Below are 16,589 nucleotides of genomic sequence, written 5' to 3'. Positions count from 1 at the left end.
TCAGCAGCGCCACCGGATGCTTGTTACAGCGGGTTCTGCACAATGGCTTTGTTAGAATCCAGCTCCCGGCGCGGGAACAGGAACTCCCACTGAGGATCACCTGCTTTTACGTCGAAGATGACAGCTACCGCCGGGTTGTGGTTGGCTCCGTTCCGGTTCAGGGGCAGATTCATCCGTTTCAGATCGGTAAACCGAACCCCTTCGCCCCACATTTCGATACGGCGGTGGAAAAGAATTTCGTCGATCAGGGCCGTACCGGTTTTGGTCGACCGAACATAGGCCGGATCACGCTTGCTAACGTAGTCGAACAGCACCCCGGCGGCTTCGGTTGTTTTGCCCAGCCGGGCCTGCGCTTCGGCTTCGATCAGGTACATTTCAGCCGCCCGCATGTACGGAATATCGCCCATGGTGCTGGTCGACGGCGTACCCGGCAGCCGGAACTTCTGAGTCATGTAGGCAACCCGCAAACCACCCGTCGGCACAACCGAGTTAGCCGCTGTCGGGGCTTTTACCCACATTTTCGACCGGACGTCCGTAGCCGGAATCTGATCATACACCAGTTTATTGATCAGCTTGGGCGTGACCCGGATATTGGTCGAGTTGAAGTTGCTGGAGATATATGAGTGAAACGCTCCAAAAAACTCCGACTGATCTTCAATGTGATCGAAGCCCCACATCCACTCGGGGTTATTGATGTCAGAAAATCCTTCCTGATACTGCGCGATGCTCATCAGCGAAAACGACTTACGGGCCTCGGCGGCAAACCTGGCGGCATCGGCCCAGTTCTGCTGCGTGAGCGCCACACGGGCCTGAAACCCTTTGACCACCTCCAGATTGATGTGCGACTTATAGGTACGGGTCGACGTTAGCAGTCCGGCCGCATCGACCAGATCCTTGTTGATCTGCGTGTAAACGTCTTCTACCGTAGCGCGGGGCAGTCCATCGGTCGTCGGCGTTAGTACCAGCGGAACGCCCAGCTGGCTGTTTGGCTTAGCGGCTCCGTCGTACCGCTTGCCATAGAGTTGAACCAGATTGAAGTACGAAAAGGCCCGCAGCGCCAGGGCTTCGCCTTTAACCTGATTCCGCTCGGCCTGCGAACCCGTAGCGTTGTCGATGTTGGCAATAGCCAGGTTCGCGTTTCCGATGAGCCGGTAATACAGCTGATACGGGAAGCGGGTCATGGTATTGACATCAGACCGGTGGGCAATCCAGCGCTGCTCGCCCAGGTGCCAGTTGTTGGAGGTGTTGCTCAGGATCAGATCTTCGCCCATAGCGTCCAGGATAATCATCATGGCCGGATGACCAAAGTGCCCCTGCGAGTCCAGATACCGCAGCACCATGGCCCGGTAAATACCGTTGATAGCGGCCGATGCGTTTTTGGTCGTTGCGTAAATAGCTCCGGCATCGACGCTTCCCGTAGGCGAGGTTTCCAGATAGGATTCTTTACAGGAGGTAGCAAACAGGCCCATCCCGACGAGCACTGTCAAAACTATTTTTTTCATGAGTTGTCTGACGTTTAGAGCGAGAATGAAATACCCATAACCAGGCTTTTGGCCGGGCTGAACACGTTGGAGGTGGTACCGGCGAAACTCTGCTGCACGTTCATCCCTTTCCGGGCCGACAGCAGGAAGAAATTCTCGCCACTGATGTACACCTGCGCGTTTTGTACGAATATCCGGCGCGAGAGGGTGTTCGGAATCGAGTACCCGAGCGTTACCGAACGAATGTTGAGATAGCTGGCACTGGTCAGCCACCGGTCAGAAGCCGCATCGAAGTCAGCCGTTCGGCCATTGTCCATGCGAGGTACGTTGGTTACGTCACCGGACGATTGCCAGCGGTTCAGAATATCGACGTGTTTGGCACTGCCGTAACTACCCGATCCCATCAGAGCCGCGTAGGCACCGTCGTAAATTTTGCCACCAATCTGGTACACCAGCAAGCCCGACAGCGTCAGTCCTTTGTAGCTGAACGAGTTGGTGATACCGCCCGTCAGTTTGGGAATCGAGGTGCCGTTGTAATGGAAGCGGGCGTTGTTGATACTGGTCGTTACGGTATCGCCGGCTTCGGTAATGCGCGAGTTGGCCGCTACGAAGGTGCTGGCCCGGTACTGAGCCTCGCCCGTTGTGGGGTTCACGCCCATGTATTCGCGGAGCCAGAAATCATAGATCGAATGACCAACCGACAGTTTTTTGGTACCGTCAATGATCTCCGGAGTTTCGTCCGGCATCTTCGTGATCTGGTTTTTCAGACGGGTCGCGTTCAGGTCGATGCGCCAGGTAAAGCCCTGGGTACGAACCGGCTCCAGGCCCAGTTCAAGTTCAACACCCCGGTTGTACATCGTCCCGATGTTCCGCGTAACGGTCGTGATCCCCGTTGACAGCGGCAGCGGTACGGCAAAAATCAGGTTCGACGACTGGCGGTTGAAGTACTCGATCGTACCCGTGATGCGGCCTTTGAACAGACCAAACTCCAGGGCCACGTCCGATGAGTTGCTCGACTCCCACTCCAGGTCCCGGTTACCCAGGCTGGTCTGAAGTGAACCAGCTTCCAGCGCATTGTTGTTGTTCAGCGCAAAAAGCGGCTGCCAGGCGTAATAGCTGATGGTGTTGCTGGCAGCGAAGCTACCCGTATTACCACCACCATCGTTACCCGTCTGCCCATACGAAGCGCGCAGTTTCAGCAGGCTGATGCTGGGAATATTTTTAATGAAATCTTCCTGATCCAGACGCCACGCACCACTCACCGAATAGAACGTTCCCCAGCGGCTGTCGCGGTAGAACTTGCTCGTACCATCGCGCCGAACCGATGCCGATACGAAATAACGCTGGTCATAGTCGTAGTTGAGACGCGAGAAGTACCCTTCTACCCGCCGAACGTTGTATACCGAGTTCAGGTTGGTCGTGGTGGTAAAATTGACCAGTTCATAATTGCCGTCCAGCACCTGCTGCGAGCGGGAGCCCGTCAGAAAATTATCCGTCACGCTGAAGTTCTCGTGGCCCAGCAACACGCCTATGGTGTGCTTGCCGATCGACTTGTCGTAGTTCAGTAACTGGTTCAGGTTATAGCCACTGATATTCTGGAACTCGTGCGTGGCGCGACCGGCCGGCGCCCCATCGCCAATTTCGGGGTTGCCGTAGGTTACGTTGTTGATGTTGGTAATGTCGGCTCCGAAGTTGGCGGTCAGTTTAAAGTCTTTCAGGAAGGTTACTTCGCCGTAGGTCCGGCCGCTCAGCACGTTCCGGCGGAAGTAATTCTGGTTCAGCTCGGTTTCGGCAATGGCATGCCGACCTGCGTATTGCGGACGGGAGGGTAACCCCAGTGCGGTCAGGTTGCCGTAGTCGTAACGCCGGTTACCGTTGGGCAGGGTCAGAAACTGCCCCGGATTAGCCGGATCGTAGGCATAGACCGGGTAGATCGGCCCCATAGTGCGCGCGAAGAAGAACGGGTTAACGAACGACGTACTGCCGTCGGCATCGGCCTGGTTGGAGTTCGACACGGTAGCCGATAGGTTGGCACCGGTTCTGAACCACGGTTTTATCTGCGAATTGATGTTGAGCCGGGCTGTATACCGTTCAAAGTCGGAACGAATCAGATAGCCTTTATCGCTCAGGTACGAAAGCGACAGGAAATAATCCGTTTTGTTTTGTCCGCCCGCAAAGCTGAGGTTGTATTCATCCCGGTTGCCCTGGCGCATCAGCGGCTTCGCCCAGTCCAGGTCTTCGGCCGAGTACAACAGACGCGCGTTCGGATTAAGCTGCCCATCGACACCGACCAGCTGGTTATTAGGTACGTTGTAAATATTGTATCCCACATTTTCGACCACACGGCTGCTGGCATCGGCATTAGCAGCCGACAAAGAAAGCGGGCTCGTAGCGCGGTAAGCCAAACTGTTGCGGTACGATTCCCACATCAGCGGGTAGTACTCAGCCGGACCGACGCGCTCGTATTCGGGCAGGGCGCGGGTGTTCAGCCCTTTTGTATACCGGAACGAAATAGTGCTCTGGTCTTTAACGCCTTTTTTGGTCGTTATCACCACAACCCCGTTGGCGGCCCGGGCGCCGTACAGCGCCGTTGAGGCCGCATCTTTTAGGATTGTGATGCTCTCAATATCATTCGGGCTGATGTTGCTGATGTTGGCTGTAAACGGAATACCGTCTACCACGTACAGCGGATCGTTACCCGACGAGTACGAGCCGAACCTCCTAATCCGGATATCCGGCGCCGAACCAGGCTGGCCGCTACCGACCGTTGTCTGCACCCCGGCCGCGGCTCCGGCCAGCGCCTGCCCCACGTTGGTAAGTGGGCGGGTTTTGAGGTTCTCGGCCGAGATCGTACCGGCTGAACCCGTAAACGAAGCCCGTTTGGCCGTACCGAATGTCGTTACAATGACCTCGTCCAGGTTGGTGGCATCGGCCTCCAGGCGAACCGAGATAGCCGACTGATTGCCTACCGCCACTTCCTGAGACTTGTAGCCCACGAAGCTGAACACAAGCCGGGTACCGGGCGTTGCCTCGATCCGGAAATCGCCGTCGGCGTTGGTTGTTGTGCCCCGGGTTGTGCCTTTGACCAGCACCGTAACCCCCGGAATCGTGGCTCCATCGTCGCCTGTTACCTTTCCGGTCACTACCTGACCCTGGGCCATAGCAGCCTGACTCAGTAGGACCACTATCAGAAGACAAATAAGTTGTAGAACTCTGTTCATGTTGATGGTTATAGCTTAAAAACAGCTCGCAATTTAATATGTTAATATGTCAACCAAGAAGTTTATGGAATAAAATTTGGTGTTACTGGCTTTTATATAAGAATTATACCACTAATTGTTTATTTGACGATATATTATAATTCAACCCAAACCATATAAATACTAGGATTAATACAAAAAAGGGCGGTGACCATACCCAATGGTATGATCACCGCCCCGACCGATGCGGCCCGCGGGTAGCCGGCCGCATCAGTTGAATCAGTACGGGTTATTGGTGTAAATTCAGCTTCATGCCCTCGTGCGAATCGACAAAGCCGAGCGACGCGTAAAATCGTTTGGCATCATGCCGTTTCTTATCGGTAGTGAGCTGAAGCAGACGGGCTCCTTTTTCGCTGGCGCGCCGGATAATGTACTCAAACACGGTAGTGCCGATGCCCTGCCCCCGGTACGTCGATTTAACCCGAACCGATTCTACCTGCGCCCGGGTACTGCCCTGGTGGGTCAGACACGGAATAAAACTGAGCTGAAACGTGGCTACGATCTCGCCATTTTGTTCGGCAACCGTCAGCTCCTGGTTCGGATCGTTCGCAATGGCCCGGAACGCCCGGTAGTACGACTCGGGCAGAGGCAGTTGAAAAGGGTCTCTCGCAGCCCCCAGCGGGTCGTCGGCCAGCAGCCGGACAATTTCGATCAGGTCAGCTTCAGTAGCCAGTCGGTAAATTAAATTCATAGAGGCAGCGGGTTAATGGAAACAAGACTGGTCAGAATAGCACCAAACGCAACACCCGCTGCTGTGTTCCCACAACAACGGGTGCGCAATAAAATAGGTGCCGACCGACGATCCAACGCCCTATACCGCATCGACGGGTTCCTCGGCTCGTACGGCCGCTTCCCGACGCGGGATATAATGGCGAAAGAAACTGCTGATTTTCATCTGTAGTACGCCAAAAACGGCCTCCTTGAAAATCTTGGACGACATTTTTGAGACGCCTTTGGTACGATCGGTGAAAATAATGGGGACTTCGGTAATCCGGAAGCCATATTTCCAGCACGTAAATTTCATTTCGATCTGGAACGCATACCCAACAAACTTGATTGGGTTGTGCAGAATCACTTCCAGCACCTCGCGCCGGTAGCAGACAAAACCCGCCGTGGGGTCCATAATCGACATGCCCGTCACGAACCGCACGTACACCCCGGCAAAATACGACATCAGTACCCGGCCCATGGGCCAGTTCACGACGTTGACGCCTTTGATGTACCGCGACCCAACCGCAACGTCGGCCCGCTGCGGCCCTTCGTCCGCGCAGGCGTGGTACAACCGGATCAGATCGTCGGGATTGTGAGAGAAGTCGGCATCCATCTCGAACAGGTACTGATACCCCCGCGACAGGGCCCACTTGAACCCATCGATATAAGCCGTACCCAGGCCCAGTTTACCCCGCCGTTCGAGCAGATGAAGCCGCTGCACCGGACCGTTGGGGGGAAATTCTTCCTGTAAATCACGAACACGGCGGGCCGTTCCGTCCGGCGAACCATCGTCAACGATCAGGATGTCGAACGGCTCGGCCAGGCTGAACACTTTACGGATGATAGCCTCGATGTTCTCTATTTCATTATATGTGGGAATAACCACCAAACGTTCTTTCACGATGTCGAGCAGGTTAGTATGAGGGATCTATTATTACAACACGAAACCTATGCCTTTTTGTACAATTAAGCCATTAAAAATTGTTAATCAGCGATTTAGCACCAATTTCTTCGGCCAGGTTACGTGCTTTCTTCAAACAGTCGGCCAGCGAAAGGCCACCGTACCAGTTGGCGCAGACCAGTAACTTATCCGCTTTAACCGCAGCTACCTGCTGCTGCACAGCTACAATCTGCCCATCATATTGCGGAATAGCGCGATCCCAGCGGTAGATGGCCCGAAATACGGGCTCGCTGGCCCTAATTCCAAAGCTCCGGGCCAGCTCCTGGTGTATATTCCTGAAAATAACCTCGTCGGGCTGGCGGGCGTTGTCGGCAGCGGTCATACCACCCACAAACGACGTAAACAGCACCTCATCGGCCGGGCAGCGCCCCGATTCCGGCCCGGTACCGAACACCGAACTGCTCCAGATATGCCCGGCGGCAAACCGCTTCTCCACGGCGGGGTTCAGCCCACCAAATCCGTTGAGAGGATGCTGAACATCAACGCGTTTGTAGGCAGAATGAACCGCCGTCATGGGCGGATACCGAACCGCCTGCAAGGCTTGTGCCAACCCATCGTAATAAGGCGCAACCAACCGCGCAGCCGCATCGGCACCGACCGCCAGCACCAACTGATCGACCTCGGTTATTCCCTGTACGCTGGTTACGCGCCAGCCGTTGCTCGTGCGGGTAAGCTGGCTGACCGGATCGTTGAGCGACAGCTTCGTCAGGCGGGCGGCCAGGGCGTCGGGCAGGGTCTGCATACCATCCCGGAAGCTGAACGACTGCCGCCGACCGGCCGCCGACTGGTTTTTGATCAACCCTTTCAGTACCGATCCGTAGTCGCGTTCGTAAGCCAGCAGCATCGGAAAGGTTTCCGACACCAGCAGCTGATCCGGATCTCCGGCATAGATACCGCTCACAAACGGCGCCAGCGCATAGTCGACCAGCTCATCGGAAAACCGGCGCCGGAAAAAGTGACCCAGCGTTTCGGAACCGATCGATCTGGTTTTGTTGAAAAGCTCCCGAACAATGGCCCATTTGGTACGCCAGCTGAAGAACGTACCGCCCAGCAGCGACGGCGGGCCCGACGGCAGCGCCCGGTAGTGCCCGTTGCGGTAAACGAAGCGGGCTTTGCTGACGGGGTTGGCAAAGAGCAACTCGGAGGTCAGGCCGAGTTCGTCGATCCACGCCAGCAGCTCATCTCCACCCAGCAGTGAGTTAGGACCCAGCTCGCGCAGGTACGACGCGTTGCCCACCAGCTCGCGCCTGGACCGGATATAGCCCCCCGGCTCGGCCGAGGCTTCCCAGAGGTGATAGTCAACACCCCGCTTTTGCAGCTCGTAGGCCAGGGTCAGCCCCGAAATACCCGCGCCAATGATACCGATTCTCATGAACGGGCAGAGGTCTTACCGGTTTCTGTTCGCTTCTGCAGTTTGCTAACCACTTCTTTATAGATCGCTTCCATATCGCGCGGGTGCGATGCGTAGTATTTGTAGCTTTGGTTGTAGGCCGAGGTGTCGGTCTTGAACCGGCGCAGAATCTGTTTCTCCAGCCGCTTGTAAACAATATTGGACGAGTCGGACGACGAGAACGCCATACGACTTACGCGAGCTTCGGCCATATGGATCTCGACCAGAATATCGGCCATCCGATCTTCATCGAGCAGGTTATCGGGCCGCTCATCGGCCGGCACTCCGCAGGCCATCATCCAGAGGGCCGTTAGCAGCAGCACGCCCTGACGAACAACAGCAAATCGATTACGGCGCATAGAAAGAAAGATTACAGACTACTTTTGTAAGGCAGTCGCGGTGCACAAAGTTCGGGCATGGCTGTTAAAATACCCTAACACCTATCACCTATGGATGAATTCCTGGCCAGACTTCGTCATTTCGACATTCGAATCCGGAAAGCCGTTAACTCGCAGATGCGGGGCAGCTTCCGGTCGGTCTTCAAAGGGACCGGGCTGGAGTTTGCCGATCTGCGTCAGTATCAATACGGCGACGATGTGCGCGCCATCGACTGGAACGTATCCTCCAAAGGCCACGGCACCTTCGTCAAAGTATTTCGGGAAGAGAAAGACCAGACCGTTTTTTTTGTTGTCGATGTCAGTGCTTCACAACAGGTCGGGCCGCACCACCGCGACAAACTCACGACGACCAAGGAGGTATGTGGCGTACTGGCCCTGTCGGCTATTCACGAAGCCAGCCACGTAGGCCTGTACTGCTTTTCGGATCAGAAAGAAAAATACATCAAACCCGGCAACGGGCTGAAAACGGGCTATCAGCTCATTATGAGCCTGTTCAAACTGCAACCCGAGTCGGGCCGGACGAGCATTGCCGATGCGCTGCTGTTTACGCTCAACAGTCTTAAGCGCCGGAGTGTGGTCATTCTGCTGTCTGACTTTATCGATCAGAGCTATGAACATAACCTGAAGGCGCTGGCTAAGAAACACGATCTGGTCGTTATACACCTGTACGACCAGCGCGAGGTAAACCTGCCCCGGTTGGGCATCATTCCGGTATACGATACCGAAACCGGCCGAACGGTATGGGTCAACACCTCGTCGGTTTCGTTTCGGAGCAGCCTGCGCGACACGTTCCGGCAAAATCAGCTTCGGCTGGAGCGCCTTTGTAAACAATATAACGCCAACTACCTGGCCCTCGATTCGCAGGAAGACTTTGTTCCTAAACTCGTTGACCTGTTTCGCATTCGCAGAAAATAATGACTGGTTTCTGGGGCCTGCTCCGGCGGAGGTATGCGGCCATCGTTTTCATGCTCCTGCTGCTGGTGATCGACACCGGCGCCCAACCGCCCGCCCGGTCGCGGCTGACCGGCGTGTTTCTGACCGACAGCATCGAGATCGGTCGGCCGTTCCGGTACGCGCTGACGTTTTATCACCGGCCAACCGTCGATGTGCTGTTTCCGGATACGGCCGCGCATTTCAGTCCTTTCCAGGTCCAGGACGTCGCTATTTTTACGACCGAGACCACGGGCAGCGGACCGACCGCGGTCAGCCGCGACAGCGCCGTTTATACGCTGGTTTCGTTTGGGATCGATTCGGCCCAGCTCCTGCAGGTGCCCGTGCGCCTGATCAATGCAACCGACTGCACGACCCTTTTCACGCAGACCGATACCGTTTTTCTGAAGTCGAAGCTCAAAGCCAGCCGACCGGCCAGCCTGACGCTGGCCAGCAGCACCCGGCTGGCGCCCCTGCGGCAACAGTTCAACTACCCCGTTCTGGGTCTTGTGCTGGCCATGACGGGGTTGGCGGGCCTCCTGCTTTACGCCCTCTTCCGGCAACCCATCGAGCGGCAATACCGCCTTTACCGGCTCAACCGACGCCACCTTCGCTTTCTGCGCGACTACAATCGCCTGAGTCGTAATATTATGCCGATAACCGCAGCCGACTCGGCTAACCAGGCCATCGTGCTCTGGAAAACCTACCTGACTACGCTGGAGCAACGGCCGTATGAGTCGATGACCACTTCGGAAATTGCCGAGCAGATTGCCAATGAGCGCGTTACGGAAGCCCTTCGCGAAGCCGACCGGATGATTTACGGGGGGGCTTTCTCGTCGCAATCGCAGCCAGCCTTACAGGTATTGAGCGACATAGCCACCCAGGCGTATTACCGGCGCCGGATCACCTTGCAGTACCACAACCTGGTAACCCAGCCGCTGACCTGATGTCTGACCTGACTCCCGACTACACCCCGCATGAAACCCTGGTACTCGCTCGACTGGCTTAGCCCGCTGCAATGGCAACAATACCGGTTTGCGTATCCGCTGGCCTTGTGGGGCATACCGGCGCTGGTGCTGCTATTCCTGCTGCGCTATTATTTGCATCAGCAGGCCCAGCAGCGGCTGAACATTTCGCTCGGCCCACTCTACGCTTCGCTCAGCGGAAACCGGCCGCAACGGCTGGGCCAGTCGGTACTGCGCCTGCTCCGGTACCTGTTGCCGCTGAGTGTTTTTATCGGTGTCAGTTTCATCCTGATTGCGCTGGCCCGCCCCCAGATCGTGCGCGAACAACGGGAAGAAGACTCGGAAGGAATTGATATCATGTTCGCCATGGACGTCTCTGACTCGATGACCGAAACCGACCTCCCACCCACCCGGCTGGCTGCGGCCCGGCGGGTAGCGCAGTCGTTTGTGAACGGCCGCAAGAATGATCGGATCGGGCTGGTCGTTTTTGCGGGCGAAGCCTACTCTCTCTGTCCGCTCACGACCGACTACGCGCTGATTAAGCAGTATTTGAGCGAGTTGAACGCGCAGATGGTCCGCACGTCGGGAACGGCCATTGGCGATGCGCTGGCCCGCTGCATTGTTCGGATGCGCGACCCACTAGCCCCGGTCGCCGACACGACCCGACGCGACAGCCTGGCAACCGCCAAAGAACGCAGCAAAGTGATTATTCTGCTGAGCGATGGCGACAATACGGCGGGAAACCTGGACCCGCTTACGGCCTCCCGGCTCGCCAGGGCCTTCTCCATAAAAATCTACACCATCGCCGTTGGCCGGCCGGTGGCCGCGCCCAACGAAGCCGTTACGGTTGATGAAGGCATTCTGAAAACCATTGCCACGACGGGAAACGGTAGCTTTTACCGGGCTTCGGATGCGCGTCGGCTCCGGGCCATTTTTGCCGAAATTAACCGGCTCGAACGCGCCCCGGTCCGCATCCGGGTGTATCAGGATGTGCAGGATTATTACCGGATTTACCTCTGCTGGGCCATTGCCTGCCTGCTGTTCGGCCTGCTGCTGAAGAACACCATCTTCGGCAATGTACTCGAAGACTGACGCCGGTCGGACCGGGCGTTACAGCTTTCGCTTCAGCCGAACGGTCTGGAGCCACTCGTAAAGCCCCCAGTAGACCAGCACCGACGAGGCCGTACCGATCAGGGAACCCACGAATACGTCTTCGACAAAGTGCTGAAACAGGTATACCCGCGAATACCCCGTCAGGATACCCAGCAGCAGAAAGAACCAGCCCCGGTTTTTACGCCCGTCAATGAAGGCCCATAACGAGAACACCGCAAAAGCCGATATCGTATGGCCCGAGGGGAAGCTGTTGTAGCTGTAAATATCCAGCCCTTCGATGAGGTGGTATTCGTTGATAGAGTGTTCGAAGTAACGAAGCGGGCGGGGCGAGCCGGAAAATACGACCGTTTTCAGAAACAGCGACGTCAGCGACGATACCGCAAAACTGGCCACTGCCAGCAGGCCAATCCGCCAGTTGTAGATCAGCATGATGACGCATGTAATCACGAAAAAAGCGCCATCGCCCAGGTACGTGGCGTAGGTGAAAAACAGGTCCGCTTCGGGGCTGTTACGGGCGTTGACCCACTGCATCAGCTGCGTCTGCGAATAGAGCAGCTGCAACGTGCCCACGATCAGCAACGTACATCCGTAGGGAACAAAGAACCAGCGATTGTTACGAAAAAGAAGAAGCAAAGCGGGCATACTAACTTAATTGGCAGGCGTTGCCTTTTCGACCGTAATTCCTACACTCATGATGTTCAGCAGCGGGTCCTGCCGCATGTACTGCCGGATCTGCATGGTGTAGCGGCCGGATTTGGGGAAACGGTAGTTGCGCTTCATCAGAAACTTATGATCGAACAGATCGCCGAGTCCGTCGCCGTTGGGTTTGCCGGTTTTGGGGTCGAGCAGAATCAGCTCGTCGAGCCGCGACTCGATTTCCCGACCGCTGGCATCGCGCAGATACCGGGTCAGGTAAAGATTGTAGTACCCGTAGGAAAGGCTGTTGCGCAGGTTGTAATAAATGTTGTAGGGTATGGTGGCGTCGTCGATCTCAAAGGTAAACGAGGGGGCATTTTTGACATACCATTTGCCGTCTTCGATGTCTTCATAAGCGCTGTACACCGCATTGGTGTCGCAGCTGAAGGCCGCTAACGCCATGACAAACAAGACCATTACTTTTTTCATACCGGCTAGTTAATCCATCACAAAGCTACGATGCCCCATCTGGCTTTTCAAACGCTGACAAAAGAGCAGGATTGTTTTTAAACTACATAAATAGTTTTAGGTTTGTACTATGGAAAAGTTAACCGCTAAGGAAGAAGAAGTTATGCAGGTGCTGTGGCGCATGGAGCCCTGTTATGTAAAAGACATGGTGCCTAACTTCAGCAACCCGCCCCTGCACTACAATACCGTATCTACGATTGTCCGTAACCTGGAAGAAAAGGGCTACGTAGGCCACCGCGCCTACGGCAACACCCACGAATACTACGCTGTCATCTCTAAAGAACAGTATCAGAACCGGTTTGTGCTGACCAAAATCGTGGGCGACTACTTCGACAATTCGTACAAGAACCTGGTTAGCTACTTTGCCCGGAACGAAAAAATTTCGGCCGACGAACTCCGGGAGATCCTGGCCATGATCGAGAAAAAAGACGAATAGCCGGGTTCGCGTCCGGTCCGACCAGCCTAACACGAGTAGCTGCCAGCCACTCCTCCCACACCAATCTGATGGAAACGTTGCACTATATCCTCCTGTCCAACGGACTACTGGTTGTGGTCAGTCTGGCCTTTTACGCACTCCTCCGGCGCGAAACCCTGTTTGGGGTCAACCGGGTCATTCTGTGGCTGGGCCTCGCAACGGTGCTGCTGCTCCCGCTCGCGGAGCTGCCCGACTGGCGACCGCAGCCCGTGCGCCACATGATGCAGCGAACGGCTCAGGCCATTGCGCCAACCCTGCTGGCTCCACCCGCCGACATTACCATCACCTATCCTACTGGTCAGACATTCCGGTCTACACTGCAACCACCCACCCAACCGGGCTGGCCATGGCAGCGGTATCTGGCCGGGCTGTACCTGGCGGGGGTGCTGGTGTTACTGGTTCGGTTGGGTAGCCGGCTATGGGCCCTGCGCCGGATTATTGGCCAGTCGGTTTGTGAGCCCTACACGGATTTCACGCTGGCCCGCAACGAGACCGTCACCTCGCCTTTTTCATTCTTTGGCTGGGTGGTAATCAACCCGGCGCTCTACCCGCCCGATGTTTTTGAGCACATTCTGCGCCATGAGCGCGTACACATTCGGGGCTGGCACAGCCTGGACACGATCACGGGCGAGCTGGTTTGTATACTCTTCTGGTTCAACCCGGCTGCGTATCTGTTCCGGCACCTGCTGCACCAGACACTCGAGTTTACGGCCGACCAAACCGTAGTAGCCGAGGGGGTCGATGAGCGGGTTTATCAGTACAACCTGGTTACGGTAAGCCTGTCGGCCAGCCGCAGCCCGCTGGTTACGTCGTTCGGCCAGTCGGCCCTGCGGCAGCGCATCCGCATGATAAACCGCCCCCGGTCAGGACCGGCCGTCTGGGGCCGATACGCACTCTGGGGATTGCTGGTCAGTGCGGGCGTACTGGCCTGCCGCCACCGCGATCAGGCCCAGGCGGATACGTCCGGGTTTATTCCAAATCACGCCGGTAAAAGACTACCCGCCACTAGTTCGACCCGGGCACTGGTTGTTGAACTGGAAGCCCGGGGCAGCTGGTACCAGCACATGGCCCTCTTCGATACCCGATCCGGTACCGAAACCATTGCCAGCGATCCGGTGGTGGTACAGATTCTGAAAAATAAGTTCTCCGTTGCCAACGACTTTCTGTACGCATCCGCTCTGTATATCAACGGAAAAGAAATGCCGCTCGATTCGCTGAGCCAGATCGCGCCGGAATCGATCAGCGAGCTGTTTGTCATGCACCAGCTTGAGGGGCAACCCGATACCGACAGGCAGGCCAAACCGTACCAGATCCTGCTTCAGACCGCCACGAAGCCGGTTCGGTTCACGGCGCAGCGGAACGAATTTTTCGCCCTGCTGCAGGCCGCAGCCATCTCGCAGCACCCCCGGGGCGAATCGTATATGTTTACCATGAACTCCCTGCTCGAAGCGACCTTTTTTCATAATAAAAACGCCCTGGTCGAACGCACGGCCGACGAGCACCTGAAGGTATACGACGAGTACAAAAATGACGTCGACGTCTTCATCAACAACCTGCCGGCCACCGTTGCCGATGTAGCCACGATACACGTGCGCGAGGTAGCCAGGCTGGGCACACGGGAGCGTCCCTATACAAGCTGGTTTCGCCCCGATCAGCCCGAGCGCCGGTTCGAGCTGCATATCAAAACCGCCCCCAAACGGGCCAAACGCGACAGTAGCTACTACGTATTCAGTCCGTTCTACACCGGCGACTTTTAGGGAGACACCCGCCAAGCATACGCCTGCACCCTCCTTCCTGCGTCTTTGCACGAACTAGCGGACGATCGCGGTCAACTGGCCGTTTAGTGTTGTGAAACCGATTGATTTCTTCCTGAAATTTCGTCGTCGTACGTGGCAGAATCCTTATTTCATGGCGCCTTTTTAACTATTCTTACATCTTTGTAATCGTATTGGCATTTAGTACTACAAAACCGGGTAGATTTCCCTGATGGCAATCAAACCGGCTCCCTTGTACCCATCCGGTTCGGGTTCAATCCTACTCAACACGTCTGCGCATTTGTAGTTCTCTACCCACTCACTGGCTTGTTCTTTACCGGAGTATGTTCACCTCTTCATGCCTATCCGATCATCTTGGACCACTTGCTCTCACCAACCCTGCAGAGCAGGGTTTTCCGATCGATGTTTTAGCCAACGCAGCTCATGCCTTCAGTACAGGAGTCGCCTGTACACTTTTTCTGTTATTTCTGTTCTATAGTTTTCTCTACCGCCACGATCTTCTTTACCAATGGTTCAACGTGGCGAGTACGGCTTCGGTTGGCTTTTTTACCTTATCCTGGTATCAACTCCTCCGGCCCGACCTGTTCGATCAGGAGCTGTACGCGGTGCTGCTTGTTGTCTTCGAGAAGATGATGATCATAGGGCTGGCCGGTACTGTATACTACCTGCTGAACCGGAGTAAAATTCGGCGACTCAAACGCCTGACAGCCATTGGGATAGTCGGTACTCTTGTTGGTCTGCTGGCAGTCTGGACAAAGCAACAGTGGCTCAGTTCATTGTGTAAAGGCATTTCGTCCGTTATTCTCGTCGACTCGTTCGTTATGGCGTTTCTGGCTGGCCGCAACCAGCGCGATTACAGCGGCTATCTGGTGGCGCTGGCGTTATTAGGCGCCAGCATGGGCTCTACCCTGGTTGTACTCAAGTTGAGCCAGCAGCCGTCATTTACGATTTTCGCCCCGCTTCCGCTCAGCCTGATGCTCGCGAATCGGTTCGGTGGCTTTTTCGTGTTGCTTTTCCTGCTGGCCCGCCATAACTATCATACAGGCCGGCTGCTTCATCTGGCCCAGGGCGAGCTGGTTACGCTCTCCGACGAGAAGCGAGCCATACTTGAACAGCAGAACGCCTGGCTTGAGCAACAGGTAGCCAAGCGAACTACCGAGTTAAATCAGTCCAACCAGGTGAAAGACCGGCTGTTTTCCATCATAAGTCATGAGCTCCGAAGTCCCATCGCTTCGTTGAAAAGTATGCTGATGATGATGCAGCAACAGAACCTGAGCCGGGTTCAGTTTATGGCCTTACAGGCCCGGCTATCCCAACACGTTGACCGGCTCTACGGCAACCTGGATAATCTGCTGTACTGGTCGCTCGGTCAGATGAACGAACTCAGATCACGGCCAGCCCCCCATCCGATACGCGAGGTGGTCAACGAAGTACTGGGCCTATTGCAGGAAATGGCCGCAAGTAAGCAAGTTGCCTTTCAAGTCAATGTACCTATTCAAAACCAGGTCTGGGCCGACGAGCTTCAGCTGCGGGTCATTCTGCGCAACCTGGTTGATAACGCCATCAAATTTTCTAAACCGTCGGGCATCGTAACCCTAAGCAGCTACCGGGAAGGCGAGCGCTGCTGGATTTGTGTTCAGGATACGGGGCAGGGAATGTCGATGGATCAGTTGGCCACCATGTTTGCCAATGCTCCCTCGTCGACAGGTACCGCGGGTGAGCGCGGTACGGGGCTGGGTCTGCGCCTGTCGAAAGAACTGACCGAGCGCAACCAGGGTCAAATGATCGTCTACAGCGAACCGGGGGCAGGTACCCTGGTCAAAATCAATCTGCCCGCGGCTCAATCCCTCCAGAACAGAACGAACCGCGCCGGTAACGAGCACACCCGACAAACACCACAGGTACAGGTAACATAAAATACCCCGAACCGCGCTAGGCAAACGGGCAGTTCGGGGTATCTCAAGAC

General features: G+C 55.9%; 14 protein-coding genes. 6 read left to right on the top strand and 8 right to left on the bottom strand.

Annotated elements, in window-relative coordinates; all coding sequences use genetic code 11:
* Positions 1-23 precede the first annotated feature (23 nt).
* From EQG79_RS20235 to EQG79_RS20210, 6 genes are all read right to left on the bottom strand, one after another.
* The gene (locus EQG79_RS20235; protein ID WP_129603509.1) at positions 24-1,502 is read right to left on the bottom strand and encodes a RagB/SusD family nutrient uptake outer membrane protein; all 1,479 of its coding nucleotides are present in this window, start codon (positions 1,500-1,502) and stop codon (positions 24-26) included.
* 14 nt (positions 1,503-1,516) lie between these two features.
* The gene (locus EQG79_RS20230) at positions 1,517-4,702 is read right to left on the bottom strand and encodes a SusC/RagA family TonB-linked outer membrane protein (protein WP_129603507.1); all 3,186 of its coding nucleotides are present in this window, start codon (positions 4,700-4,702) and stop codon (positions 1,517-1,519) included.
* A 268-nt stretch (positions 4,703-4,970) separates the two neighbouring features.
* On the bottom strand, positions 4,971-5,432 hold the full coding sequence (locus EQG79_RS20225; RefSeq protein ID WP_129603505.1) for a GNAT family N-acetyltransferase: 462 nt from the start codon (positions 5,430-5,432) through the stop codon (positions 4,971-4,973).
* A gap of 120 nt (positions 5,433-5,552) precedes the next feature.
* Complete coding sequence (locus EQG79_RS20220) at positions 5,553-6,353, bottom strand: polyprenol monophosphomannose synthase (protein WP_077919342.1); 801 nt, start codon at positions 6,351-6,353, stop codon at positions 5,553-5,555.
* A 73-nt stretch (positions 6,354-6,426) separates the two neighbouring features.
* Positions 6,427-7,785, bottom strand: a complete 1,359-nt coding sequence (hemG, locus tag EQG79_RS20215; RefSeq protein WP_129603503.1) for a protoporphyrinogen oxidase — start codon at positions 7,783-7,785, stop codon at positions 6,427-6,429.
* A complete protein-coding gene (locus EQG79_RS20210; RefSeq protein ID WP_129603501.1) occupies positions 7,782-8,162 on the bottom strand; it encodes a DUF4296 domain-containing protein in 381 nt (126 codons plus the stop codon). Before EQG79_RS20210 ends, hemG begins: the two co-directional genes overlap by 4 nt.
* A 90-nt stretch (positions 8,163-8,252) precedes the next feature.
* Between EQG79_RS20210 and EQG79_RS20205 the strand changes: the two genes are divergently transcribed.
* The 3 genes from EQG79_RS20205 to EQG79_RS20195 are packed head-to-tail and all read left to right on the top strand — an operon-like array spanning position 8,253 to position 11,188.
* Complete coding sequence (locus tag EQG79_RS20205) at positions 8,253-9,116, top strand: DUF58 domain-containing protein (protein ID WP_129603499.1); 864 nt, start codon at positions 8,253-8,255, stop codon at positions 9,114-9,116.
* Complete coding sequence (locus EQG79_RS20200) at positions 9,116-10,078, top strand: hypothetical protein (protein WP_240699404.1); 963 nt, start codon at positions 9,116-9,118, stop codon at positions 10,076-10,078. The genes EQG79_RS20205 and EQG79_RS20200 overlap by 1 nt, the downstream gene beginning before the upstream one ends.
* 30 nt (positions 10,079-10,108) lie before the next feature.
* Complete coding sequence (locus EQG79_RS20195) at positions 10,109-11,188, top strand: VWA domain-containing protein (protein ID WP_129603497.1); 1,080 nt, start codon at positions 10,109-10,111, stop codon at positions 11,186-11,188.
* 18 nt (positions 11,189-11,206) lie between these two features.
* Here EQG79_RS20195 and EQG79_RS20190 read toward each other — a convergent pair whose 3' ends face one another.
* Together EQG79_RS20190 and EQG79_RS20185 are read right to left on the bottom strand one after the other, a co-directional pair.
* Complete coding sequence (locus EQG79_RS20190) at positions 11,207-11,851, bottom strand: phosphatase PAP2 family protein (protein WP_129603495.1); 645 nt, start codon at positions 11,849-11,851, stop codon at positions 11,207-11,209.
* A 6-nt stretch (positions 11,852-11,857) separates the two neighbouring features.
* Positions 11,858-12,334, bottom strand: a complete 477-nt coding sequence (locus tag EQG79_RS20185; protein ID WP_077919348.1) for a gliding motility lipoprotein GldH — start codon at positions 12,332-12,334, stop codon at positions 11,858-11,860.
* 109 nt (positions 12,335-12,443) lie between these two features.
* On the opposite strand from EQG79_RS20185, the gene EQG79_RS20180 reads away from it, so the two are divergent.
* From EQG79_RS20180 to EQG79_RS20170, 3 genes are all read left to right on the top strand, one after another.
* Positions 12,444-12,809, top strand: coding sequence for a BlaI/MecI/CopY family transcriptional regulator (locus EQG79_RS20180; protein WP_129603493.1), 366 nt, complete (start codon positions 12,444-12,446; stop codon positions 12,807-12,809).
* 68 nt (positions 12,810-12,877) lie between these two features.
* The gene (locus tag EQG79_RS20175; RefSeq protein ID WP_129603491.1) at positions 12,878-14,605 is read left to right on the top strand and encodes a M56 family metallopeptidase; all 1,728 of its coding nucleotides are present in this window, start codon (positions 12,878-12,880) and stop codon (positions 14,603-14,605) included.
* A 341-nt stretch (positions 14,606-14,946) separates the two neighbouring features.
* Positions 14,947-16,539, top strand: coding sequence for a sensor histidine kinase (locus EQG79_RS20170; protein WP_129603489.1), 1,593 nt, complete (start codon positions 14,947-14,949; stop codon positions 16,537-16,539).
* Positions 16,540-16,589 lie beyond the last annotated feature (50 nt).

Source organism: Spirosoma sordidisoli, assembly GCF_004138325.1.
Classification (GTDB): domain Bacteria; phylum Bacteroidota; class Bacteroidia; order Cytophagales; family Spirosomataceae; genus Spirosoma; species Spirosoma sordidisoli.
The sequence above is the reverse complement of the archived record's forward strand: the minus strand, read 5'-3'. Positions and strand labels throughout refer to the sequence as shown.